This window comes from Paraburkholderia sp. D15 (assembly GCF_029910215.1).
In the GTDB taxonomy this organism is placed as follows: Bacteria; Pseudomonadota; Gammaproteobacteria; order Burkholderiales; family Burkholderiaceae; genus Paraburkholderia.
In genome coordinates, this window is record NZ_CP110395.1 from 4,412,750 (window position 1) to 4,435,488 (window position 22,739).

Consider the following 22,739-nt stretch of genomic DNA (forward strand, 5'->3'; position numbering starts at 1 on the left):
AACGCCAAGGTGAGATCGCCGACACGCGATCAGGCCGGCGCGCGAACGATGGCGAAGCCACCGGCCGCGCACGGCGGGTGAAGCGGCTGGCCGCCGGTCAGTCGCGCCGGCGGCCGCCCGTGCTTACTTCCACAACGCGCAACGCGTCTGCGCCTTGGTCGTGAACGCCTGCTCGCCGGGGATGGTCGCCATGATCTTGTAGTAGTCCCACGGCTCTTTCGACTCGGCCGGCGTCTTCACCTGCATCAGGTACATGTCGTGGATCATGCTGCCGTCCTGACGGATGTAGCCCTTCGCGTAGAAGTCGTCGATCTTCGTCTTGCGCAACTGCGCCATCACCTTGTCCGGATCGGTCGTGCCGATCGCCTTCACCGCGTTCAGGTAGGTCATGGTCGCCGAGTAGTCGGCGGCCTGCAGGCTCGACGGCATCTTCTTCGTCTTGTCGAAGTAGCGCTGCGCCCATTTGCGCGTGTTGGCGTCCTTGTTCCAGTACCAGCTGTCGGTCAGCACCAGCCCCTGGGTGGTTTCGAGGCCGAGGCTATGCACGTCGTCGATGAACATCAGCAGCGCGGCCAGCTTCATCGTCTTGGTGATGCCGAATTCCTTCGCGGCCTTGATCGAGTTCACGGTATCGCCGCCGGCATTCGCGAGGCCGAGGATCTGCGCCTTCGACGCCTGCGCCTGCAACAGGAACGACGAGAAGTCCGATGCCGACAGCGGCGCGCGCACGGCGCCCAGCACCTGGCCGCCGTTCGCCTTCACCACGTCCGACGTCGCCTTTTCCAGCGCCTTGCCGAACGCGTAGTCGGCGGTCAGGAAGTACCACGTCTTGCCGCCCTGCTTCGTCACCGCCGAGCCGGTACCGTTGGCGAGTGCGGTCGTGTCGTACGCGTAGTGGACCGTGTACGGCGTGCATTGCTCGTTGGTCAGCGTGTCGGCGCCCGCACCGATGTTGATGTAGACCTTGTGCTTCTCACCCGCGACGGTGTTCATCGACAGCCCCGTCGCCGAGTTCGTGCCGCCGATCAGCATGTCGACGCCGTCGCGGTCGAACCACTCGCGTGCGCGCGACGCGGCGATATCGGCCTTGTTCTGGTGATCCGCGTACACCAGCGTGATCGGCTTGCCGTTGACCTTGCCGCCGAAGTCGGCGATGGCCATGCGGATCGCTTCGAGGCCGCCGGGGCCGTCGATATCCGCGTACAGCCCCGAAAGATCGGTGATGTAGCCGATCTTCACCGCGTCGTCAGCCGCTTGCGCGCTGCCCAGCGTCAGGGCGGCGCCGGCGGCGGCCGCGAAGCAGAGGGTGGCGAGTCGCGCGAGTGGGTTCTTTTTCATTCCTGTCTCCTGTTTCTTCGCTTGTGGTTATCAGAGGCAATCGGGCGATCCGGAATCAGACGCCCAGTAGATCGTGCAGGACCGGCATCTTGCTTTCCAGTTCGGCGGCGCCGAAGTGTTCGACGATCGCGCCGTGCTCCATCACGTAGAAACGATCGGCGAGCGGCGCGGCAAAGCGGAAATTCTGTTCGACCATCACGACGGTATAGCCGCGCTCCTTCAGCGTGATGATCATGCGGGCGAGCGCCTGCACGATGACCGGCGCGAGCCCTTCCGAAATCTCGTCGAGCAGCAGCAGGCTCGCGCCGGTGCGCAGGATGCGCGCGACCGCCAGCATCTGCTGTTCGCCGCCCGACAACCGCGTGCCCTGGCTCATGCGGCGTTCGTGCAGGTTCGGGAACATCGCGTAGATTTCATCGAGCGACATCATGTGCGCCTTGTCGCCGACAGGCGGCGGCAGCAACAGATTTTCCTCGCACGACAGGCTCGAAAATATGCCGCGCTCCTCCGGGCAATAACCGATGCCGCAGTGCGCGATGCGATGCGTGGACATGCCGATGGTTTCGCGCCCACCGATGCGAATCGAGCCGGTACGACGGCCCGTCAATCCCATGATCGCGCGCAGCGTGGTGGTGCGGCCCGCGCCGTTGCGGCCGAGCAGCGTGACGACCTCGCCGCGGTTCACGGTCAGATCGACGCCATGCAGAATGTGGGATTCCCCGTACCACGCCTGTAGACCCGCAATCTCCAGCGCGGGCGCGGCGTCCGCCGTGCCGCTCACCTCGAGGCTCTCGCGCTCGGCAATCGTATTCATGCGTGGGCTCCGGCGAGTGCCGCGTCGGCACTGCCCATGTAGGCTTGCATCACCAGCGGATTCTTCGAAACTTCGGCGTAGCTGCCTTCGGCGAGCACTTCGCCGCGTTGCAGGACGGTGATCGTGTCGGAGATGCCGGCGATCACGTTCATGTTGTGCTCGACCATCAGGATCGTGCGGCCGCTCGATACTTTCTTGATCAACGCCGTCACGCGATCGACGTCTTCATGGCCCATGCCTTGCGTCGGTTCGTCGAGCAGCATCAACTCGGGTTCCATCGCGAGCGTGGTGGCGATTTCCAGCGCGCGCTTGCGACCGTACGAGAGTTCGACGGTCAGAACATCGGCGAAATCGGTCAGACCGACCTGCGTGAGCAGATCCATCGCGCGGTCGTCGAGCCGGCGCAGCGTGCGCTCGCTCTTCCAGAAATGAAACGCGGTGCCGAGCTGGCGCTGCAGACCGATACGCACGTTCTGCAATGCAGTCAGATGCGGAAACACCGCGGAAATCTGGAACGAACGGATGATGCCGCGACGCGCAATCTGCGCGGGACGTTCGCCGGTAATGTCGATACCGTTGAAGACGATCTGCCCCGCGGTGGGTTCGAGAAATTTGGTGAGCAGATTAAAGCAGGTGGTCTTGCCTGCCCCATTGGGGCCGATCAGCGCATGGATCGAGCCACGGCGCACGCGCAGGTTCACCCCGTTCACGGCGATGAAGCCTTTGAACTCACGGGTGAGGCCGCGCGTTTCGAGAATCGTATCGCCGAGAATCATGTTCCCTTCCATACGGAGTAAGGCGAAGCACTACGATCTTCCGCGCGAACCTTTGCGCGACTTTTTTATGACGGCGGCACCCCCTGCCGCTCGTTGGCGTGCTGCACCAATACGGACGGTAATCCCAGGCGCGGCACGCAGCATGGCTGCCATTGTCGCGCCAATGATGCAGCGCATTCATTGGGATTTGCACTAGTGAGGGACGGCTGCGGGCCCTGATGCGGCGATGGGCCGCGCCGTGTGACGAATGTACGGACGCGGCCTGCTGACGGCCCGGGGGACGGCAGTGGGCCGCCTGCGCAAACGGCGTGCCGCTGGCTGGCGTCGCTGGCTGGCGTCGCTTGTCGCGTTGTCACACGGCGGACATCGAAGGACTCGCCGCGCGCTGAGTCACCGCGTTCCCGGCAACACGAGCGCGACGGTCTTCGCGGATCATGTCGCTCGCACGCTCCGCGATCATCAGCGTCGGCGAATTGGTGTTGCCCGAGGTGATGGTCGGCATGACCGAGGCATCGACCACGCGTAATCCTTCGACGCCGATCACCCGCAGGCGGGTATCGACGACCGCCGCAGGATCGTCGGTCGTGCCCATGCGACAGGTGCCGACCGGATGAAAGATCGTCGTGCCGACCGCGCCGGCCGCCTGCTGCAGCTCGTCTTCGGTCTGGTACTGAATGCCCGGCAAAATCTCCCGAGGCTGATACCGTGCGAGCGCGGGCGCGGCCGCAATCCTGCGCGTGAGACGCAACGCGTTCGCGGCAACGTGACGGTCGTAATCGGTGGAGAGGTAGTTAGGCGCGATCAGCGGCGCAGCGGAACTGTCGCGCGATTCGATGTGGATGCTACCGCGCGAGGTCGGCCGCAAATGGCACACCGACGCCGTGAACGCATTGAAGCGATGCAGCGGCTCGCCGAACCGGTCGAGCGACAAAGGCTGCACGTGATACTCGAGATCCGGACGCGTGAGCGAGCGATCCGCCGGATCGGACTTCGCGAACGCGCCGAGTTGCGACGGCGACATCGACATCGGGCCGCTTTGAAAGAGCGCGTACTGCATGCCGATCATCAGCTTGCCCCACCAATGCGCGGAGGCCGTGTTCAGCGTGCGCACGCCGTCGACCTGATAGGCCATGCGCAACTGCAGATGGTCCTGCAGGTTTTCGCCGACACCGCGCAGATCGTTGACCACGTCGATGCCGAGTTGCTGCAGGCGCGCGCCATTGCCGATGCCGGACAGTTCGAGCAATTGCGGCGAGTTCACCGCACCCGCGCTCAGGATCACTTCGCAGCGCGCCCTGGCCAGATAGTCGACGTCTGCCCCGCGATATTCGACGCCGCTGCAACGGCGCCCGTCGAACACCAGGCGCTGCGTGTGCGCCCCGGTGATGACGGTGAGATTCGGACGCTTGAGCGCGGGACGCAAGAACGCTTTCGACGCGTTCCAGCGAATGCCGCGTTTTTGATTGACGTCGAAATAACCGACGCCGCTGTTGTCGCCGCGATTGAAATCGTCGGTGGCGGGAATGCCGGTCTGCTGCGCGGCCTGTGAAAACTCTTCGAGAATCTTCCACTTCAGGCGCTGCTTTTCGACGCGCCACGGACCGCCCGCGCCATGCGATTCGCTCGCGCCGGCATGGTGATCCTCGCTGCGTTTGAAGACCGGCAGCACCGCATTCCACGACCACGACGCGTCGTTCGTCACGCGCGCCCACTCGTCGTAGTCTTCACGCTGACCACGCATGTAGATCATGCCGTTGATCGACGAGCTGCCGCCTAATACGCGTCCGCGAGGATACGACAGCGCGCGCCCATTCAACCCCGCTTCGGGCTGCGTTTTATAAAGCCAGTCCGTGCGCGGATTGCCGATGCAGTAGAGGTAGCCGACCGGCACGTGAATCCAGTGATAATCGTCCTTGCCGCCGGCTTCCAGCAGCAGGACCTGCACGTCGGGATCTTCGGTCAGGCGATTCGCCAGCACGCAGCCCGCCGTGCCCGCGCCCACGATGATGTAATCGAACTCGCCTTCCAGACGTCGGGGCGATGCGCGCTGCGAGTCTGTCTGCGTGCCGGCTGATTTCATGATTCAGTCTCCTAAGCTTTTTTATACGCGGGTGGTCTTGCCTGATCGCACCCGCGTCGTCACGCCATGCCCGCGCTTATTTCGCCACCGGCATCGTGAACTCGGCGCCCTTCGCAATGCTGTCGGGCCAGCGCTGCATGATGCTCTTGTAGCGCGTGTAGAAGCGCACGCCTTCCTCGCCGTACGCATGATGATCGCCGAACAGCGACTTCTTCCAGCCGCCGAACGAATGCCACGCCATCGGCACCGGAATCGGCACGTTGATGCCCACCATGCCGATCTGAATCTGCCGCGAGAACGCCCGCGCGACGCCACCGTCCGACGTGAACAGCGACACACCGTTGGCAAACTCGTTCGCGTTGATCAATTCCACCGCCGACGCGAAATCCGGTACGCGCACCACGCACAACACGGGCCCGAAGATTTCTTCGCGATAGATTTTCATATCGGTCGATACATCGTCGAACAAGGTGCCACCCAGGAAAAAGCCCTGCTCGTGTCCTTCCACCCGATGCCCGCGCCCGTCGACCACCAGTTTCGCGCCGGCAGCGACGCCCGCTTCGATATAGCCGACCACCTTGTCGCGATGCACGCCCGTCACCAGCGGCCCCATCTCCGCCGCCGACTCCATGCCGTTGAGAATCTTCAGGCTCTTCACGCGCGGCGTCAGGCGTTCGATCAGCTCATCGGCGATATGACCCACCGCGACCGCCACCGAAATCGCCATGCAGCGCTCGCCGGCCGAGCCGTACGCGGCGCCGATCAAGGCATCGACAGCTTGATCGAGATCGGCGTCCGGCATCACCACCAGGTGATTCTTCGCACCGCCCAAGGCCTGCACGCGCTTGCCGTGCTTCGTGCCTTCCGTATAGATGTATTCGGCGATCGGCGTCGAGCCGACGAACGACAACGCGCTGACGTCCGGATGCACGAGCAGCGCGTCCACGGCCGTCTTGTCGCCGTGCACGACATTGAACACGCCGTCGGGCAGACCCGCTTCCTTCAGCAATTCGGCAAGCCGGTTCGCACACGAAGGATCGCGTTCCGACGGCTTCAACACGAAGGTGTTGCCGCACGCGATCGCGACGGGGAACATCCAGCACGGCACCATCATCGGGAAATTGAACGGCGTGATGCCGGCCACCACGCCCAACGGTTGCCGCAGATTCCAGTTGTCGATGCCGCCGCCGATCTGATCGGTGAAATCGGTCTTCAACAGGTTCGGAATGCCGCACGCGAATTCGACGATCTCGATGCCGCGCATCACCTCGCCCTTCGCGTCCGAGAACACCTTGCCGTGTTCGCGGGTGATCAGTTCCGCGAGTTCGTCGTGGTGGCGGTCGAGCAATTCCTTGAACTTGAACAGCACGCGCGCCCGCTTGATCGGCGCGGTTTCGCTCCATGCGGGAAACGCGGCTTTGGCGGCGGCCACCGCGGCGTCCACCTCGGCGACGCTCGCCAGCGGCACGCGCGCGCTGACGCTGCCGAGCGCGGGGTTGAAGACGTCGCCGAAACGGCCGCTCGTCCCGTCGAAAGCCTTGCCGCCGATGAAATGCGCCAACGCGCGCGCCTGAGTTTCGCCGCTGCGAACGCCTGCGTCCTGATCTGTCTCGCTCATGGTGTGTCCTCTTCCTGTGGAGTCCTGGGTCCGGCGCGCAAATTCTTCTAAAAAACGTCGCGACGGTGTATCGAAAGGCAAGCGTACGGCGCTTCGGGGCAACAAATCCAATGAGTAATGCTCAATTGCGATATAAGTCGCGCTAATATCAAGATATGGATCTGACTCTGCTCCGGGCTTTCGTCACCGTGGCGCGCGAGGGCAATCTCACGCGCGCTGCCGTGCAGCTCCACCTGACCCAACCCGCCGTCAGCCTGCAAATCAAGCATCTGCAGGAGACGCTTGGCGTGACGCTGTTCTCGCGCACATCGCACGGACTTTCGCTGACGCGCGACGGTCAGGCGCTGCTGCCGCATGCCGAGCGCGCGCTTGGGGCGGCCAGCGACGTGCAGCGCGCGGCGCAGTCGTTGCGGCAGGAGGTGCGCGGACGCTTGCGGATCGGCACGATCCTGGACCCGGCGTTCCTGCGTCTTGGTGGTTTTCTCCGGCAACTGGTGGAGACGTGGCCGCATATCGAAACCGCGTTGCGGCATGGCATGTCGGGCTGGGTGCTGGATCAGGTGCGGGCGGGCGAACTCGACGTGGGGTATTACATCGGTCTGCCGTCGGAGGACGAACCGCGCGATGGCGCGGCGTTTCACGCCGTCACGCTTACCCGCTTCCAGTACCGTGTGCTGGCGCCGGCCGGCTGGAAGGATCGGGTGAAAGGCGCACGCGACTGGCGCGCGCTCGCCGCGTTGCCGTGGATCTGGACGCCGCCCGCATCCGCGCATAACCGTCTGTTGACGCGCTGTTTCGATGACGCCGGCGTGAAGCCGGTCAAGGTCGCGGAAGTGGATCAGGAGCCGTCGATGCTCGATCTCGTCAAATCCGGCGTCGGCCTGACGCTGGCCCGCGATGCCACCGCGATCGCCGAGGCGCACGCGCATGCGCTGACCATCGTCGAAGGGGTGACGGTGCCGACCCAGCTCAGCTTCATCACGCTCGACGCGCGCCGGGATGAACCGGCGATCGCCGCTGCATTGAAGTTGATCGAGCAGCAATGGGCGACGTGATGGGAAGCGACTGCGCGACGCATTAGCGCTCGCTTTGCGTTCGACGCTTCAGCGTATTCCGCCGAATTGACACTGCCCGCGATATGAGTTGCTCTCATGACAGCGGGACCAACCACGCCATCGTGCGGCCTTTCGCCACCTGCAACGACGCTCGCTCAAGCGCGGCGCCTTTTCCCACGGCGTGCCCACGCTAATCCCCTTTCCCGCGCTTCCATCTGAAACCACACCGTCACGCAGTTTTTGTTAGATTGAGGGTTCGCGCCGACGCGCCCGGTTCCAGATTGCCCATTCCGCATCGTTGTCTGTTTCGCCTGACTTGTCCTTCCCGGCTGCTTCGCCTCGCTTTGCCGGAAGCGGCCGACCACTCCATCCTCTCGACAGGAACCTGACATGGCACGCAACATTGAAATCAAAGCTCGCGCCCGGCATTTCGACGACTTGCGCGAACGCGCGGCGAAGCTCGCGCCGGACGCGCCGCTGATCTTCCGCCAGCAGGACTTTTTCTACGACGTGCCGCGCGGCCGCCTGAAGCTGCGTCAATTCGACGACGGCACGCCGGCCGAACTGATCTTCTATCAACGCGACGACCGCGACGGGCCCACGGCGTCGTATTACACGCGCAGCCCCGTGACCAATGCCGAAGCGATGCATTCGTTGCTGGCCACCGCATTGACCACGCGCGGCATCGTCACCAAGGAACGTCACGTGTATCTGACCGGCCGCACGCGCATTCATCTGGATCGCGTGGACGGCCTCGGCGATTTCGTCGAACTCGAAGTACTGCTTGCCCAGGATGACGACGAAGAAGGCGGCCACGCCGAAGCGCGCGAGATGTTCAAGACGCTCGGTGTGCCGGAGACGGATCTGGTGGCGGTGGCTTACGTCGATCTGCTGAATCCAGAAGTGGAGCCCAAGCAGGCTGCTTGAGATTCACGCGGTTATGAGGCCATTTGAAGCCGTTTGAAGTCATTTGAAGCCTCAGGAATCAAACCCTCAAACCGCCGCCGCCCCCGGCGACAGATGACCTAGCGGCAACGGTCCATTGCGCTTGAACGTCGTCAACACGATGTTCGAGCGCACGCTGTCCACACCCGGCACGCGCATCAGCTTCTTCATCACGAACGTCGACAGATAGTTCAGGTCCGGCGCGACGATACGCAGCAGGTAATCGGCGTCGCCCACCACCGCGTGGCACTCCAGCACTTCGGGCAGCACATCGATCTGCTGCTGGAATTGCTCGATGATCGAGTCGCCGTGGTGTTTCAACTTCAGGCTGGTGAACGCGGTCACGCCGAGCCCGAGTTTTTCCGGCCGCAGCACCACCCGATAGCCGTCCACCACCCCCACCTGTTCAAGCCGCTGCAGGCGCCTGCCGATCTGCGACGGCGACAGCGGCACCTGCTCCGCAAGCTGTTGATGCGTGGCGCGCCCGAAGCGCTGCAGCACGTCGAGGAGCGCGAGATCGAAGTGATCCAGTTCAAGCATGTCGATAGTCCGCATTAAATAAGCATTTGATGCGCGATTATTGCATATTCAATGCCGAATAAGCCGTCATTGCGCCCAATCCGCATGCATGCCGCTCTACACTCGCATCATCGAAATCTGATCGGCGCACCGCCGAAGCGCATCGCATCATGTCCTCCGCCAACACCGCCAAACTGAAAGAGCAATTCGACGCCGGTCTCGAAACCCGCGCCGACTTCACGATCGACCAGCCCGTCGAGCGCTACAGCGCCGTCGACCACGCCGTCTGGCGGCAACTGTATGCGCGCCAGACGGCGCTGCTCGAAGGCCGGGTCTGCGACGAGTTTCTGGCGGGCGTCGAACGCATCGGCATGCCGGCGGACCGCGTGCCGTCGTTCGACGAAATCAACGCGAAGCTCACCCCCGCCACCGGTTGGCAGATCGTCGCGGTGCCGGGTCTCGTGCCCGACCAGGTGTTCTTCGACCATCTGGCGAACCGGCGCTTTCCCGTGACCTGGTGGATGCGTCGCCCCGACCAGCTCGACTATCTGCAGGAACCCGACTGTTTCCACGATCTGTTCGGCCACGTGCCGCTGCTGATCAACCCGGTGTTCGCCGACTACATGCACGCGTATGGCCGCGCCGCATTGGCCGCCGACGACGCCGGCGCACTGCCGCTGCTCGCGCGTCTCTATTGGTACACAGTGGAGTTTGGATTGATTCGCGACGCCGGTAGTCCGAACGGTGTGAAGATCTATGGCGCGGGCATCGTATCGAGCAAGGGCGAGACCGTCTACAGCCAGCGCAGCGCGTCGCCGAACCGGCTCGGCTTCGATCTCGAACGCGTGATGCGCACCCGCTATCGCATCGACACGTTCCAGAAAACCTACTTCGTGATCGATGACTTCGCGCAGCTATTCGACGTGGCACAAGCCAATTTCGCGCCGCTTCTGGCCAAACTCGCCGACGCCCCGGCATTCGCCGCCGGCACCGTGCTGGACGAGGATCGCGTGATCACGCGCGGTTCGCGGGAAGGCTGGCAAACCGACGGCGACGTCTGAACGCATGCGCTGACCGGACTCACGACGCGCAATCCGCATCCGTGAAAAAATAACGGATGGGCCTGCCTGCCGGCGGGTCCGTTCAGACCTGAGGGGTAAACATCATGATCAACAAACTCACTTCCGAAGAGCGCGCGACCAGGCTCACCCAACTGCACGGCTGGCAAGCGGTGGCCGGCCGCGACGCCATCCAGCGTCAGTTCAAGTTCGCCGACTTCAACGAAGCATTCGGCTTCATGACGCGCGTCGCGATCAAGGCGCAGGAGATGGACCATCACCCGGAATGGTTCAACGTCTACAACAAGGTGGAGATCACGCTGTCCACCCACGAGGCGAATGGACTCACCGAACGCGACCTCGAACTGGCCACCTTCATTGATACGATTACCGGGTAATACACGCGTTACATGGCCATGGCGTGACGTTTATGCCCGAAGCATCGAACAATGGGCCGCACTGAAAGGGCATTGCAGGCAATCCCTGATCGAAACCTTCAGTTCTACAGGCTATTATTAAGGCGCGCGTAAGTTTCCCACGCTTGCCTGGCAATCCCGTCTAAACGTTCGGGTGATAGCGTGTGCTGACGCTGTACAATCATCAGCGCATACGGCTTGGAGAGCGCGCTTGCCTCCTTGCACAGAACGAGTTCATCGCCGCTCGAAGGTGAGCGGGCACGCCAGAAATTGATTGCGGCTTCCAGTTCGTGAATGCTTATTTCGGACATGACGTCGTGATCGCTTCTGGAGAAACAAGCTACCTGTGCAGCAGGCGCCCCGGCGAACCGCTTGCCCAAACGCCTAAACCCATTGTACTTGAGCGAAATCCATGCGACTCCTTCTGATCGAAGATGACCGTCCCATCGCACGCGGCATCCAAAGTAGTCTCGAACAAGCCGGCTTCACCGTCGACATGGTCCATGACGGCATCTTCGCCGAACAGGCCCTGACCCAAAACCGCCACGAGCTGGTGATCCTCGATCTGGGTCTGCCCGGCATCGACGGCATGACGCTGCTTTCGCGCTTCCGCCAGAGCAACCGCCACACGCCGGTGATCATCCTCACCGCGCGCGACGAGTTGAACGACCGCGTGCAAGGCCTGAATTCCGGTGCCGACGACTACATGCTGAAGCCGTTCGAACCCACCGAACTCGAAGCGCGCATTCGCGCGGTCATGCGCCGCAGCGGTCCGCACGGCGACATGCCGCGTCCGGAAGTGTCGCTGGGTGGCGTGCGTCTGTCGGGCGTCGACCGTCGTATTTTCAACGACGACAAGCCGCTCGAATTGTCGCCGCGTGAATTCGCGGTGCTCGAAATGCTGCTGCTGCGCCATGGCCGTGTGGTCAGCAAGGCGCAACTGCAGGATCACCTCACGCACTTCGGCGGCGATCTCGGCGACACCGCGATCGAAGTCTACGTGCATCGCGTGCGCAAAAAGCTCGAAAACTGCCGTGTCGAAATCGTCACGGTGCGCGGCTTCGGTTACCTGTTGCAGGAAATCCGCCAGGCCGCATAATCGTCACGAGGGCCGTCATCTTCATGGCGGCCTGACGGCGCCGGGCCGGCGCCGCGCACCTGGTGCGCACCGCGCCGGCATCCGGCGAAATATCGCGGCGCATTCGCCGCAGTTACTTTCCCGCGCGTTCGATCATGCCCCAGCCGGCCGCTAATAGTCTGCGCCGCACGCTGCTGCGGCGCCTCGCTGCTCCCCTTTCGCTGCTCGCGCTGATGAGCGGCCTGATCGCTTACTGGCTGGCGTGGCAATACACGCAGCATGTGGTCGACCGATCGCTCGCCGACCTCGCCACCGCGATTTCCAAACAGATCCAGATTGCCGGCCCGAATGCGCGCATTGCCGTGCCGCCACTCGCGCAGGCAATGTTCTCGGACCCGGTCGAACATCTCGTCTACCGGATCAGCAACGGCGATACGGAAATTGCCGGCGATCACAATCTGCCGCTGCAAGGCACGAGCGTACGGCGCATGCACTACGCGTACGTGTTCGAGACGCAGCATGAAGGCGTGACGGTACGGGTCGCTCAGGTGCGAGTCGATCAGCCGAGCGGCAATCCGATCGTCGTCGAAGTCGGTCAGCCTGTGCATCATCGCTTCCGGATTGCCGCCGAGTTTCTGGTCGCGATCATGATGCCGCTGTTGTTACTGCTGCTTGCCGGTTGGGTGATCGTGTGGCGCGTCGTGAATCAGCAGCTCAATCCGCTGACCGATCTCGCCGACTCGTTGAACCGGCAGACGCACACGTCGCTCGAACCGGTCGACGAAACGTATGTGCCGGTCGAAATCCGGCCGCTCACCGGTGCATTGAACGCACTGCTCGACCGGCTGAAAACCGCCCTCGATGGGCAACGCAAATTCATCGCCGATGCCGCGCATCAGTTGCGCACGCCGCTCACCGCGGTCAAGCTGCACGCCGAACAGGCCGCTGTCGCGCGCGACCCGCAGCAGACCCTCACGGCCGTGCGCGAACTGCGTGCCGCGGCCGACCGCGCGGTGCGGCTGTCGAATCAACTGTTGTCGCTCGCCCGTGCGGAGCCGGGTGAACAGGCCGCCCGCTTCGTCAATGTCGACATGGCCGCGCTCGCATTCGATACCGGCGCCGAATGGGTGCCGCGTGCGCTCACCTTCCAGGTCGACCTTGGTTTCCAGCGTCTCGACGATCCGGCCAACGCACAGCCGCTGATCGCGCGCGGCAATCCGGTGCTGTTGCATGAAGTGATCGCCAATCTGCTCGATAACGCGCTGAAGTACGTGCCGCCCTCGCGCTTCGACGGCGGTCGCATTACGGTGACGGTGTCGCAGACGGTCATCGATGAATTGCGCATGGCGGAGATCATCGTCGAGGATAACGGGCCGGGCGTGCCGCTCACGCAGCAAGCGGATCTGTTCAAGCGCTTCTTCCGCGGCGACGGTCAAACCGAAGCGGGTGTGGACAGCGGCGCCGGCCTCGGTCTCGCGATCGTGCACGACATCATGGTGCTGCATCACGGCAGCGTGCATTACGAGGACGCGCCCGAAGGCGGCGCCCGTTTCATCGTTCGCATCCCGCTCGTGCCGGTCGGCATGCAGAGCGCGCCGGCGAACGAAGAACGGCGCGTCGAAAAAAAATCGGCGCACTCGGCGCCGATCGATATCTGACAGTCTGCTGCGTCACTCAGGCACGGGCTGCCGCGAACCATCCGAGGGAATGCGTTCGCGGCAGCCCGTGTTTCATTTCTTCTTCGCCTTCTTGACCGACGTCTTCGCCTTCTTCGCGGACTTGCCCTCGCCCTTCTCTTTCTCCGGCGGCGCCAGCATCGTGCCGCGGCACTTGCGCGCGCCGCAACGGCATTCGTATTCCTTCTTCAGCTTCTTGGTCTGACGTGCATCGATCACGAGGCCGTAGTCGTAAAACACTTCCTCGCCTTCATCGATATCGCGCAACGCGTGCACGTACACGTGACCGTCGATTTCCTCCGCCTCGCAGTTCGGCGCGCACGAGTGGTTGATCCAGCGCGCGCTGTTGCCGTCGACCTTGCCGTCGATCACCTTGCCGTTGTCGAGCGCGAAATAGAACGTGTGATTCGGTTCAGCCGGATTGTGCGGATGCCGGCGCAGCGCTTCTTTCCAGGAAATCCGCTCGCCCTTGTATTCGATCAGCCGCTCGCCTGCCTTGATCGGTTCGGTGGCAAACACGCCTTTGCCGTGCACACCCGAACGGCGCACGGCGATCCTGCGTGAACTCATTGAATGAATCCTTGTGAATAACGGGGGATGAGGTCCTGCAGCCGCCGAACGTGCCCGCGTTCGACGCCGCTTTTTCCGCGACGCTAATAGCAAACGCGGCGCCTTGCGAGCGCCGCGTCGACGTGTGGCGCATCTACGCCACATCCGGCATCGTACACGCTGTAGATGGCTTCCTTCAACCGTCAAAAAGACGCCATCCCATCACGCGCGCGACACGCTTCAACGTTGTCCGAACGATATGTCGCCGAACAGCGCTTTCTGCTCGCGCGGCTGCGAACGCCAGTATTGCGGCGGCGCTTCGACAGTGGCGCCAAGCTGGGCCGCGGCGTGCCACGGCCAACGCGGGTTGTAGAGCAACGCGCGGGCCAGCGCGATCAGATCGGCGTCGCCCGCTTCGATCAGTTGCTCGGCGTGCAGCGGATCGGTGATCAAACCGACGCCGATGGTGACCAACCCCGTCGCTTCCTTGACCGCCTTCGCGAACGGAATCTGATAGCCGGGTTCAAGCGGAATTTTCTGCAACGGCGATACGCCGCCTGACGACACGTCGATCCAGTCGCAGCCGCGTTTCTTCAACTCCTGGGCGAACGCGATCGTGTCTTCGACGCTCCAGCCGCCGTCCACCCAGTCGGTGGCCGAGACGCGCACGCCGACCGGTTTGTCGGCCGGAAACGCGGCGCGCACGATGTCGAAAATTTCGAGTGGAAAGCGCATGCGGTTTTCGAGCGAACCGCCGTAGTCGTCGCTGCGCTGGTTGGCGATCGGCGACAGAAATTGATGCAGCAGATAGCCGTGTGCGGCGTGCACTTCCAGCGCGTCGATGCCCAGGCGCGCGGCCCGCCGCGCGGAGGCCGCGAACGCTTCGCGGATCCGGTTCAGCGCGGGGATATCGAGCGCCAGCGGTGGCTCCTCGCCCGCCTTGTGCGGCAGCGCCGACGGCGCGTGCGGCAACCAGCCGCCTTGCGATACCGGAATCAGCTGTCCACCATCCCATGGCGCGTGGCTCGATGCCTTCCGGCCCGCGTGCGCGAGCTGCATCGTCACCTTGATCGACGAATGCTTGCGAATCGCGGCCAGCACCGGCACGAGCGCGGCCTCGGTCACGTCGTCCCACAAGCCGAGATCGCCGGGCGTGATACGTCCGTCGGGTTCGACGGCGGTCGCTTCGATACAGAGCATCCCCGCGCCCGACAACGCAAGACTGCCGAGATGGATCATGTGCCACGCCGTGGCTTCGCCGCGATCGGCGGAGTACTGACACATGGGTGACACGACGATGCGGTTGGGAAGCGTCACGCTACGCAGCGTGAGCGGAGAGAAAAGCGCGCTCATGGATTACGCCCAGTAGTAACCGAGAGCGATCGAGCATAGCACCGCGAGGAATTTACTGCTGATGACAGCAGCCGCTCAGGGCTTCGGCTCCACCTGATCGAGCCATTCGCCGAACATCCGGCACGCGGCCGCTTCGAGCGTCGGGCCGAATTGCGCGGTCTCGGCGCGCAGGGTGCGTGCGTCGATGCCGTGAGCGATCAGTTCGCCGGCGTTGCCGATCAGCCAGGGTTCGAAGCGGTCCGCGCGAATCTCGGGATGGCATTGCAAACCCAGCACGTGATCGCCCCAGCTGAACGCCTGGTTTTCGCAAGCGGGCGTGGACGCGAGACGCGTGGCGTTGGCGGGAAGATCGAAGGTATCGCCATGCCAATGCAGCATGGAGGTTTGCGCACCGTCGAGATGACGCAACGGCGACGCGCGGCCGGCATCGGTCAAGGTCAGCGGCGTCCAGCCGAGTTCGGCCTGCCCCGCGGGATAGACCCGCGCACCCAGCGCGCGAGCGATCAGTTGCGCGCCGAGACAGATGCCGAGCGTCGGCAAGCCAGCCGCGATGCGTTTTTCGATCAGCGAGAGCAGCGGCACGAGCGTTGGATAACGCGCGTCGTCGGTGGCGCTGATCGGACCGCCGAGCACCACCATCACCGACGCGGAAACGGGGTTCGGCGCCTCGATACGGCCTAGCCCGACGTCGAGATAACGTACCGGACGGCCGCGCTCGCCGAGCACCAGCTCAAGACTACCCAGATCCTCGAAGTGCACATGGCGAATGGCCAGAACTTCGCGATTCATCGGCCTGACCCACCTTCAGGTTGACTAAAGACTTGCCGCGACGCGGCGCCAGTCGGCTGACGGACGGCGTAGGCCGCCGGAGCCGGCTTGGCAGTGTAGCGGATTGTCCCGGAAGAAGCCGCGTTATTGGGCGAAGATCTTCCAGGTCTTCTTCTGGGTGGCGACGTCGGCGACTTCGTACACCGAGCAATCCAGCCGCACGTCCGTGTCCGACATGTTCATGTCGAGCAGCGAGCAGTGATGTGGCGTCTTCTTCGGATTCTTGCTCGGCTCGAAATGCGAGCAGGTCAGGCACATGCGATGCGCCGGAATCGTGCCCTGCGCTTCGAGTTGGTGGACGGTCTTCAGCAACGTGCGATAGAACACCGATTGCTCGTCGTCCTTCAACGTGCCGACGGCCTTGGCCAGGAAGTCCGGCCATTGCGCGGCGCGCTTCGCGGCGGTACGGCCGCGTGCGGTCAGGCGAACCGCGAGCGCACGACCGTCGTCGAGGGCGCGGCGCTTTTCGACCAGACCCTTGGTTTCGAGCGTGCTGACGGCATCGCTCGTGGTCGCGGCGGTCAGCGCCGTTTCACGTGCGATCTCGCCGAGGCGCATCGGGCCCTTGCGCTGCATCAGCAGGACGAGGATTTCACCCTGCGTCGGCGTGAGGCCAGCGCCTTCCGCCCATTCCCAAGCCTGGCTTCGCATCGCCGTGCTCAATCGCAAGAGGCTGTGGGTCACTCGCCCGGTTGCCTGTTCTCCGTATACGCCTTCGCTCATAATCTTCGATTCGTGTATTGACAGCCCGGGTTCAGTTCCGGCGACCTGTTCGCCGACCCGCACCCAAAGCCTGTATGGGGTAGCCTCGCCCGGTTGCGGACAAGACGGTTTCTACTATCTCAAAAACTTGCCGCCTTGCGAGCCAAGGCAGCGAAAACGACATTCTATGCGAGAGCGGCGAATCGTACAGCTAACTTATCCAACGCAAGCTGTGGATAACAACGGGAAAACTAGCGGAACGCGTGTGCATCGATTCTTGATAAACGACTGCGCGGCCTGATTCGCTCGCCGGGTTATCCCCGTTTACCGCCGTCGACGCGCCTTCGTTCTGCCCACTTATCGTTTACGCAGCGCGTTGACTTTGAAGGGAATTATTCAGTTGTCCACAGGCCTCGCCAAGGCTTGTTAACTATTACTACGTTTGTATACGTTAACGTTATAAAAACTTGAAGCGCTTCGAGCTGGAAAAAATAAATTATGAAAAAACCCGCGCGAGGCGGGTTCAGACGGGTTGAAGCGGTTTTTCTTACGGTTTGGCGTAAGCGCTCGCGGAACGGCTTAAGCGCGCCATTGCAAAGTTTGCTGCCGCACGGCTTCGTGCAAGGATTTTTCCTTCTCGAACACGCCACGCAACCAGGTCGCGTCGTTCACCTGCCCGCGCGCGATCGCGCCGATTTCCGCCAGCGCATTGCCCGAGCCCAGCGCCTCGGCATGCGGCTCGATCAGATCGAGCGTCTCGAGAATATCTTCGGAAATCGTCTTGCGTTCGCCCGTCTGCGGATTGATGCACGTGCCGGCCAGACCGAAGCGGCACGCCTCGAAACGGTTGAAGGTGTAGACGAGATAGTCGTCTTCCTGCGGCGTGATCGGCTTGTCGAGCAGCAGATGGCGCGCCAGCGTCTGGATGTAGCAGGCGATCGCCGCGGCGCGATCCACCGACAGCGGCGTGTCCATCACGCGCACTTCGATCGTGCCGAAACCCGGCTTCGGGCGGATGTCCCAGTAGAAATCCTTCATGCTGTTGACCACGCCGGTGTGGACCATCTTCGAGAAATATTCCTCGAAGCTGTCCCAGGTCAGCACGAACGGCGCGCGGCCCGACAGCGGAAAAGCGAACACGGAATTCAGGCGTGCCGAATGAAATCCGGTATCCACGCCTTGCACGAACGGCGACGAAGCGGACAGCGCGATGAAGTGCGGAATGAAGCGCGACATGGAATGCAGCAGATACAGCGCGCTGTTCGGATCGGGGCAACCGATGTGCACGTGCTGGCCGAACACCGTGAACTGCTTCGCCAGATAACCGTACAACTCGGAAAGGTACTGAAAGCGCGGCGTATCGACGATCTGCCGCTCGCTCCACTGCTGGAACGCGTGCGTGCCGCCGCCGCACAGACCGACGTTCAGATGATCCGCCGCGCCGACCAGCGTGTCGCGAATCTTGCGCAGATCGGTGACAGCCTGCTCGTGCGTCGTGCAGATGCCGGTCGACAGCTCGATCATGCTTTCGGTGATTTCCGGCGTGATGTTGCCGGGAATGGTTTCGTCCTTGATGAGGCGAAGCAGATCCGAACCGGCTTTGGTCAGATCATAGTCGTGCGTATTGACGATCTGCATCTCGAGTTCGACGCCGAAAGTGAACGGCTTCGAATCGATGAAGGGTTCGAGTGACATAGCGTCCCCTGAGTCAGGTCGGCCGCACGGTTGTCATCCGTGCGGCCGTTTTTTTGAATCGAATCAATCGAAAACTGCGAACCAGCACTGCGTGCGCCGACGGCGCCGCGCGCCTATTCCTCGCGCCGCTCGGCCACCATCGCGAGGCTGCGATACACGAGCCACGGCCCGAGAATCTGCAGCACGAAAATCGAGCACATCACGATGGCGCGCAGTTGCGGGTCGAAATTCGGATAAAGGTTGTAGGTGTCGTCGACCAGTAGATAAGCGAGCGCCGACATGGGCGACAGCGATAACCCGAGCGCCATGCCCTGCTTCCAGTTCAAACCGCTCGGTTTCGCGAATGCCATCACACCGACGAGTTTCGCAACGAGACGAGCAACGATCAGGCCCAGCGCCGCGACGCCGCCGAGCGCAATGTCCTTCCATTCGAACGACGTCAGCGTCAGCACGAACAGAATCACGGTCAACAGCCAGCCTGCCGTGCCGAAATGCTCCGGCCACAACTGCGGACGCGCTTCATGATTCTTCACGATGATGCCGGCCGCGAGCAGCGCCAGGATCGTCGAGAGTTTGAACAGATGCGCGACCGCGATGGCCAGCACCACGAGGCCGAACAGCGCGACGAAGGAGTGCTCGTCCTGCATGTTCAGGCGTCGATAGAAAAACGTGCAGGTCCGCGCCAGCAGATAGGCCAGCACGAGCGAGCCGACCAGCAGATAGAGCGGTTGCAGAATGGTCGCGAAAACGTTGCCATACGCTTCCTGGTGCAGCCAGCTCGACACGAGCTTTTCGATCACCACGGCGTACATGCTGTTCAGCGCGGTCAAGGTCAGCAGACGTTGCGTGACCTGGCCTTCCGCGCGCAATTCCGTCTTGAGCTGGATCACCATGGCCGGCGACGTCGCCATGGCGATCGCGGCAAGCACGGTAGCGACCAGCAACGGGACGTTGAGAAACAGCAGCACCGGCAACACCAGTGCGAAAGTCAACGTGGCTTCCGCCACGCTCGACAGAATCAGCCAGGGATTGCGGCGAATCCAGCGCAAATCGAGCCGGCTGCCGAGTTCGAACAACAGCAAACCGAGCGCGACATCGAGCAGCGGCCGCGCGGCGCTCGCGGAATCCGCGTCGATCACGCCCGAACCGGCCGCGCCGGCGATCAGACCGATGACGGCATAGCCGGAAATGCGTGGCAAACGCCACGCGCGATAGCACAACTCACCGCATAGGCCGGCGGCAAGCAAAGCGAGACCAGCCCAAAAAATGGCGTCGGGTGCGAGCGGCCAGGCTGGAAAAAATGAAAACGCCGACTTCATCGTGATGGGTTCTCCTTGGCAGCAACGGCAGGCGACACGAACCGGCGCAAACGCCGGCAAGCGGGCGGGCGCATGAAGCGCTCACTGTCGCAATCGCTTCGCGTGACCCGCGTTGCGAGTTTTCAACGATCGAATGATCTGAATGCGCCGCAGCCGCAGGGAGTCCGGCGCATTCCGGGTGCGGCCGTCGTATACGGCGGCATGGCACGGTGAAAGAACGCCGGCGACTTTGAATCAGATTCTGATTGACCGGCTCCGTTCCGTTGCAGCGTGTGCCGCTAGAGGCGCGGCACGACGCGGAAAAGAACGGCGATTGTGCCATAGCTTTTTGAGACTCAAGCGAAAAGGCGCGAACTTGCAGGCAAAACGGTAAAAACGTACGTCATCTTCGCGAGGGGTGGAAAAAGCGACCGTTTTGGGTGAGGGATGGGCGGTGCGGGACGATGAAGTTTGCCGTTCGAGGATGTGTTTTTCGAGTCAGTGAACGGGGATCGAGGGCGGTCGTTAACGCGGGGTTAACACGGTTTTCTCATGACGAGGCCCGTCCAGCTCGCCGCTGCTTTGCTGTTTACTGGTTTACCGTATGTATACGTAGTAACAGTTAACAAGGTGCCTCGGTTTCTGTGGATAACTCGGGTTTACCGAAATGAATCATCGGCTTGCCGACGGCATAACCCGATGTACAGGATGTGCGGCAGCGGCGGGTATACGAGGGCAACTTTTGGCAATTTTCCGCGGCGGGCAAGTTACCCCGTTTACGTCCACAACGGCTCCACATGAGTTGCAGCGGTTAACTGCGTGGTTATCCACAAGATTCGGTGGATAACCTGGATGGCTGGTTAACCGGGGTTAACTGTGGTTAACCGCTGACGAGACGTCGCGTCGGTTAACTCGCCGTCGCCGCCGTGCCCTGACGTAACGCTCTCAATAGAAAGCGCGCCGGATCGATATCCTCGGCCAGATCCCGCTCGAGCGGCCATGGTTCGCCCTCGATCTGCGATGCGATCAGTTCCGCGCCGAGTGCCGCCCATACCAGACCGCGAGAGCCATAAGCGAACGCGCCATACAGGCCGTCCACGCGTGGCAGGTCGAGCGGCCATGCGCCACGCAGACGCTGGGCATCGCGGACCGACAGGGTTTCGTCCGCGAGTTGGCCGATCATCGGCATGCGGTCGCTGGTGACGCAGCGGAACGCGACGCGTCCGTCGAGCGTCGCGGCCATCGACTGTGTTTGCGATGCGATGCTCGCAAAGGCCGGCAGCATCTGCGCAATGCGTTCGAGGTTTTCCAGGTGACCGGCCGTGCGCAGCGAGGTGTCGGGATCGTCGAGTTCGTACGTGGCGCCCGTCAGCGTGACACCGTTCGCGAGCGGCACGGCGTAGCCGTCGCCGATAACCGGCAGTGCCAGGCGCGGCGCCTGTCCTACAGGCAACAAGCTGAGTTGGCCGCGAATGCTGCGCGTGGGCGCGTGCCGCAAACCGGCGATCCGCGCCGCATCGTGCGCATTGGCGACGATCACCACCGGCGCGCGTGCAACCAATTGACCCGACGTATCGAATACCGACCACTGCTCGCCCATTCTTTCAAGACGCCCGACATCCACGCCAAAGCGACGTTCGAGCAAGCCGCCCGCCGCCGCGCACTGAGCCGCGCATAGCGACGCCGGGTCGATCCATCCGCCGTGCGGGAAAAACCAGCCGCCGCGCGCGAGCGCCGTGCCGGCGAGCTCCTGCGCGCGTTGCGCCGACACCGGCGTCACGTAGTCGGACGGATAACCGAATGCGGCGATCGCGTCGCCGATCGAGCGGGCTTCCTCTTCGTCGGACGCGATTTGCAGAAGCCCCGGCGCGCCGCGCGACGGCCGATACCCCGAGCGTTCGAGCGCGGCCCAGCGATTGAGCGCGTATAAAAAGCCCGCGCGCGTCACGCGCGACGCGACGCTGTCGTCGCGAGAAATCATGGGATGAAACACGCCGGCCGGATTGCCCGACGCCTCCTGCGCGAGCGTCGCGTGACGTTCCAGCGACGTCACGCGCCAGCCGCGCGCGGTCAGCCGCTCGATCGACGCGCAACCTGCAAGCCCCGCGCCGATCACGACGGCGTGACGTTCGTCCACCGCGAGCGGCGCGGGCGGCTCGTGACGCCGCACGCGCCAGCGTGGCGCGAAGTGGCCGACGAGCATCGCGCGTTTCCAGCCGAAGCCGTCCACCTTGCGGTACTCGAAGCCGCATTGCGTCAGCGCCCGTTTGATGTCGCCCGCGCTGCTGTAGGTGGCGACCGTCGCGCCTTCGCCCGCCAGGCGAGCCAGCGATTTGAAGACGAGCGGGCTCCACAGTTGCGGATTTCTGGCCGGCGAGAAACCGTCCAGATAGAACGCGTCGGCGCGTAGCCGCAAGGTCGGCAGCGTATCGAGCGCGTCGCCGAATACCAGGGTGAGCACGACGCGGCCATCGTCGAATTCGAGCCGGTGCGTGCCGGGCACGAGCATCGGCCACGCGTCGGCGAGCGTATCGGCGAGCGCGGCAATGGTCGGATCGGAAATCGTCTTCGCGTAGACGCTGCGCAGATCTTCCTTCACGAACGGATGCAGTTCCGTCGACACGAAATGCAACCGCTCGCAACGCGCCGGATCGGCGCGCCACGCAGCCCAGGTCACCAGAAAGTTGATGCCCATGCCGAAACCGGTTTCGAGCACGGTGAAGATGCGGCGGTTTTGCCAGCGCTGCGGGAGCGCGTTACCGCGCAGAAAAACGTATTCGGCCTGTTCGAGACCGCCGACGGCGCTGTGATAGATGTCGTCGTAAAGCGGCGAAAAAGGTGTGCCGTTGTCGCGATAAGCGAGGACGGCGGGGATCAGCGGATCGGTCATGCGCGACGGATTTTGACGCTCGCGGGAGCGAGTAGAACGTTACCGCCCGCG

The 22,739-nt window shown here is 63.1% G+C and carries 20 protein-coding genes; 6 read left to right on the plus strand and 14 right to left on the minus strand.

Annotation, left to right across the window (positions count from 1 at the left end):
• Positions 1–123: 123 nt before the first annotated feature.
• From LFL96_RS19320 to LFL96_RS19340, 5 genes are all read right to left on the minus strand, one after another.
• Positions 124–1,338 (minus strand): ABC transporter substrate-binding protein, encoded by a 1,215-nt coding sequence (locus LFL96_RS19320; RefSeq protein WP_280996824.1) that lies wholly within the window; start codon positions 1,336–1,338, stop codon positions 124–126.
• A 55-nt stretch (positions 1,339–1,393) separates the two neighbouring features.
• Positions 1,394–2,152 carry an ABC transporter ATP-binding protein gene (locus LFL96_RS19325; RefSeq protein WP_280996825.1) on the minus strand — a complete coding sequence of 253 codons (759 nt, stop codon included), beginning with the start codon at positions 2,150–2,152 and terminating at the stop codon, positions 1,394–1,396.
• Positions 2,149–2,928: an ABC transporter ATP-binding protein gene (locus LFL96_RS19330; RefSeq protein ID WP_280996826.1), complete on the minus strand. Its 780-nt coding sequence runs from the start codon at positions 2,926–2,928 to the stop codon at positions 2,149–2,151. The genes LFL96_RS19325 and LFL96_RS19330 overlap by 4 nt, the downstream gene beginning before the upstream one ends.
• A 352-nt stretch (positions 2,929–3,280) precedes the next feature.
• Positions 3,281–5,008 (minus strand): GMC family oxidoreductase N-terminal domain-containing protein, encoded by a 1,728-nt coding sequence (locus LFL96_RS19335; protein ID WP_280996827.1) that lies wholly within the window; start codon positions 5,006–5,008, stop codon positions 3,281–3,283.
• A 76-nt stretch (positions 5,009–5,084) separates the two neighbouring features.
• Positions 5,085–6,626, minus strand: coding sequence for a CoA-acylating methylmalonate-semialdehyde dehydrogenase (locus LFL96_RS19340; RefSeq protein ID WP_280996828.1), 1,542 nt, complete (start codon positions 6,624–6,626; stop codon positions 5,085–5,087).
• A gap of 155 nt (positions 6,627–6,781) precedes the next feature.
• On the opposite strand from LFL96_RS19340, the gene LFL96_RS19345 reads away from it, so the two are divergent.
• Together LFL96_RS19345 and LFL96_RS19350 are read left to right on the plus strand one after the other, a co-directional pair.
• Entirely contained in the window at positions 6,782–7,681 is a 900-nt protein-coding gene (locus LFL96_RS19345) for a LysR family transcriptional regulator (RefSeq protein ID WP_280996829.1), read from the plus strand.
• A gap of 390 nt (positions 7,682–8,071) precedes the next feature.
• On the plus strand, positions 8,072–8,608 hold the full coding sequence (locus LFL96_RS19350; RefSeq protein WP_280996830.1) for a class IV adenylate cyclase: 537 nt from the start codon (positions 8,072–8,074) through the stop codon (positions 8,606–8,608).
• 66 nt (positions 8,609–8,674) lie between these two features.
• Here LFL96_RS19350 and LFL96_RS19355 read toward each other — a convergent pair whose 3' ends face one another.
• Positions 8,675–9,166 (minus strand): Lrp/AsnC family transcriptional regulator, encoded by a 492-nt coding sequence (locus LFL96_RS19355; protein ID WP_028197602.1) that lies wholly within the window; start codon positions 9,164–9,166, stop codon positions 8,675–8,677.
• A gap of 149 nt (positions 9,167–9,315) precedes the next feature.
• On the opposite strand from LFL96_RS19355, the gene phhA reads away from it, so the two are divergent.
• Positions 9,316–10,206 carry a phenylalanine 4-monooxygenase gene (phhA, locus tag LFL96_RS19360; RefSeq protein ID WP_280996831.1) on the plus strand — a complete coding sequence of 297 codons (891 nt, stop codon included), beginning with the start codon at positions 9,316–9,318 and terminating at the stop codon, positions 10,204–10,206.
• A gap of 104 nt (positions 10,207–10,310) precedes the next feature.
• Positions 10,311–10,601 carry a 4a-hydroxytetrahydrobiopterin dehydratase gene (locus LFL96_RS19365; RefSeq protein WP_280996832.1) on the plus strand — a complete coding sequence of 97 codons (291 nt, stop codon included), beginning with the start codon at positions 10,311–10,313 and terminating at the stop codon, positions 10,599–10,601.
• A gap of 104 nt (positions 10,602–10,705) precedes the next feature.
• Here the strand turns inward: LFL96_RS19365 and LFL96_RS19370 are convergent, their stop codons facing one another.
• Entirely contained in the window at positions 10,706–10,930 is a 225-nt protein-coding gene (locus LFL96_RS19370; protein ID WP_280996833.1) for a DUF3717 domain-containing protein, read from the minus strand.
• A gap of 101 nt (positions 10,931–11,031) precedes the next feature.
• Here LFL96_RS19370 and LFL96_RS19375 point away from each other — a divergent pair, with 101 nt between their 5' ends.
• Both LFL96_RS19375 and LFL96_RS19380 read left to right on the plus strand, forming a co-directional pair.
• Positions 11,032–11,718 carry a response regulator transcription factor gene (locus LFL96_RS19375; protein WP_013590077.1) on the plus strand — a complete coding sequence of 229 codons (687 nt, stop codon included), beginning with the start codon at positions 11,032–11,034 and terminating at the stop codon, positions 11,716–11,718.
• 134 nt (positions 11,719–11,852) lie between these two features.
• Complete coding sequence (locus LFL96_RS19380; protein WP_280996834.1) at positions 11,853–13,355, plus strand: sensor histidine kinase; 1,503 nt, start codon at positions 11,853–11,855, stop codon at positions 13,353–13,355.
• A gap of 72 nt (positions 13,356–13,427) precedes the next feature.
• Here the strand turns inward: LFL96_RS19380 and LFL96_RS19385 are convergent, their stop codons facing one another.
• The 7 genes from LFL96_RS19385 to mnmC all read right to left on the minus strand — a co-directional run bounded on the left by LFL96_RS19385 (position 13,428) and on the right by mnmC (position 22,688).
• A complete protein-coding gene (locus LFL96_RS19385; RefSeq protein ID WP_280996835.1) occupies positions 13,428–13,943 on the minus strand; it encodes an SET domain-containing protein-lysine N-methyltransferase in 516 nt (171 codons plus the stop codon).
• 219 nt (positions 13,944–14,162) lie between these two features.
• A complete protein-coding gene (locus LFL96_RS19390; RefSeq protein WP_280996836.1) occupies positions 14,163–15,275 on the minus strand; it encodes an NADH:flavin oxidoreductase/NADH oxidase in 1,113 nt (370 codons plus the stop codon).
• A gap of 75 nt (positions 15,276–15,350) precedes the next feature.
• A complete protein-coding gene (locus LFL96_RS19395; RefSeq protein WP_280996837.1) occupies positions 15,351–16,064 on the minus strand; it encodes a glutamine amidotransferase in 714 nt (237 codons plus the stop codon).
• 123 nt (positions 16,065–16,187) lie between these two features.
• Positions 16,188–16,826 carry a MarR family winged helix-turn-helix transcriptional regulator gene (locus LFL96_RS19400; protein WP_280996838.1) on the minus strand — a complete coding sequence of 213 codons (639 nt, stop codon included), beginning with the start codon at positions 16,824–16,826 and terminating at the stop codon, positions 16,188–16,190.
• A 558-nt stretch (positions 16,827–17,384) separates the two neighbouring features.
• Positions 17,385–18,500 carry a YbdK family carboxylate-amine ligase gene (locus LFL96_RS19405; protein WP_280996839.1) on the minus strand — a complete coding sequence of 372 codons (1,116 nt, stop codon included), beginning with the start codon at positions 18,498–18,500 and terminating at the stop codon, positions 17,385–17,387.
• A 113-nt stretch (positions 18,501–18,613) separates the two neighbouring features.
• The gene (locus LFL96_RS19410; RefSeq protein ID WP_280996840.1) at positions 18,614–19,819 is read right to left on the minus strand and encodes a cation:proton antiporter; all 1,206 of its coding nucleotides are present in this window, start codon (positions 19,817–19,819) and stop codon (positions 18,614–18,616) included.
• An 886-nt stretch (positions 19,820–20,705) separates the two neighbouring features.
• Positions 20,706–22,688, minus strand: coding sequence for a bifunctional tRNA (5-methylaminomethyl-2-thiouridine)(34)-methyltransferase MnmD/FAD-dependent 5-carboxymethylaminomethyl-2-thiouridine(34) oxidoreductase MnmC (gene mnmC / locus LFL96_RS19415; RefSeq protein ID WP_280996841.1), 1,983 nt, complete (start codon positions 22,686–22,688; stop codon positions 20,706–20,708).
• Positions 22,689–22,739 lie beyond the last annotated feature (51 nt).

Excerpts from the sequence above, each read along its gene's own strand:
- LFL96_RS19320 (WP_280996824.1), bottom strand. The coding sequence starts at position 1,338 with ATGAAAAAGAACCCACTCGCGCGACTCGCCACCCTCTGCTTCGCGGCC.
- LFL96_RS19325 (WP_280996825.1), bottom strand. The coding sequence starts at position 2,152 with ATGAATACGATTGCCGAGCGCGAGAGCCTCGAGGTGAGCGGCACGGCG.
- LFL96_RS19330 (WP_280996826.1), bottom strand. The coding sequence starts at position 2,928 with ATGATTCTCGGCGATACGATTCTCGAAACGCGCGGCCTCACCCGTGAG.
- LFL96_RS19335 (WP_280996827.1), bottom strand. The coding sequence starts at position 5,008 with ATGAAATCAGCCGGCACGCAGACAGACTCGCAGCGCGCATCGCCCCGA.
- LFL96_RS19340 (WP_280996828.1), bottom strand. The coding sequence starts at position 6,626 with ATGAGCGAGACAGATCAGGACGCAGGCGTTCGCAGCGGCGAAACTCAG.
- LFL96_RS19345 (WP_280996829.1), top strand. The coding sequence starts at position 6,782 with ATGGATCTGACTCTGCTCCGGGCTTTCGTCACCGTGGCGCGCGAGGGC.
- LFL96_RS19350 (WP_280996830.1), top strand. The coding sequence starts at position 8,072 with ATGGCACGCAACATTGAAATCAAAGCTCGCGCCCGGCATTTCGACGAC.
- LFL96_RS19355 (WP_028197602.1), bottom strand. The coding sequence starts at position 9,166 with ATGCTTGAACTGGATCACTTCGATCTCGCGCTCCTCGACGTGCTGCAG.
- phhA (WP_280996831.1), top strand. The coding sequence starts at position 9,316 with ATGTCCTCCGCCAACACCGCCAAACTGAAAGAGCAATTCGACGCCGGT.
- LFL96_RS19365 (WP_280996832.1), top strand. The coding sequence starts at position 10,311 with ATGATCAACAAACTCACTTCCGAAGAGCGCGCGACCAGGCTCACCCAA.
- LFL96_RS19370 (WP_280996833.1), bottom strand. The coding sequence starts at position 10,930 with ATGTCCGAAATAAGCATTCACGAACTGGAAGCCGCAATCAATTTCTGG.
- LFL96_RS19375 (WP_013590077.1), top strand. The coding sequence starts at position 11,032 with ATGCGACTCCTTCTGATCGAAGATGACCGTCCCATCGCACGCGGCATC.
- LFL96_RS19380 (WP_280996834.1), top strand. The coding sequence starts at position 11,853 with ATGCCCCAGCCGGCCGCTAATAGTCTGCGCCGCACGCTGCTGCGGCGC.
- LFL96_RS19385 (WP_280996835.1), bottom strand. The coding sequence starts at position 13,943 with ATGAGTTCACGCAGGATCGCCGTGCGCCGTTCGGGTGTGCACGGCAAA.
- LFL96_RS19390 (WP_280996836.1), bottom strand. The coding sequence starts at position 15,275 with ATGAGCGCGCTTTTCTCTCCGCTCACGCTGCGTAGCGTGACGCTTCCC.
- LFL96_RS19395 (WP_280996837.1), bottom strand. The coding sequence starts at position 16,064 with ATGAATCGCGAAGTTCTGGCCATTCGCCATGTGCACTTCGAGGATCTG.
- LFL96_RS19400 (WP_280996838.1), bottom strand. The coding sequence starts at position 16,826 with ATGAGCGAAGGCGTATACGGAGAACAGGCAACCGGGCGAGTGACCCAC.
- LFL96_RS19405 (WP_280996839.1), bottom strand. The coding sequence starts at position 18,500 with ATGTCACTCGAACCCTTCATCGATTCGAAGCCGTTCACTTTCGGCGTC.
- LFL96_RS19410 (WP_280996840.1), bottom strand. The coding sequence starts at position 19,819 with ATGAAGTCGGCGTTTTCATTTTTTCCAGCCTGGCCGCTCGCACCCGAC.
- mnmC (WP_280996841.1), bottom strand. The coding sequence starts at position 22,688 with ATGACCGATCCGCTGATCCCCGCCGTCCTCGCTTATCGCGACAACGGC.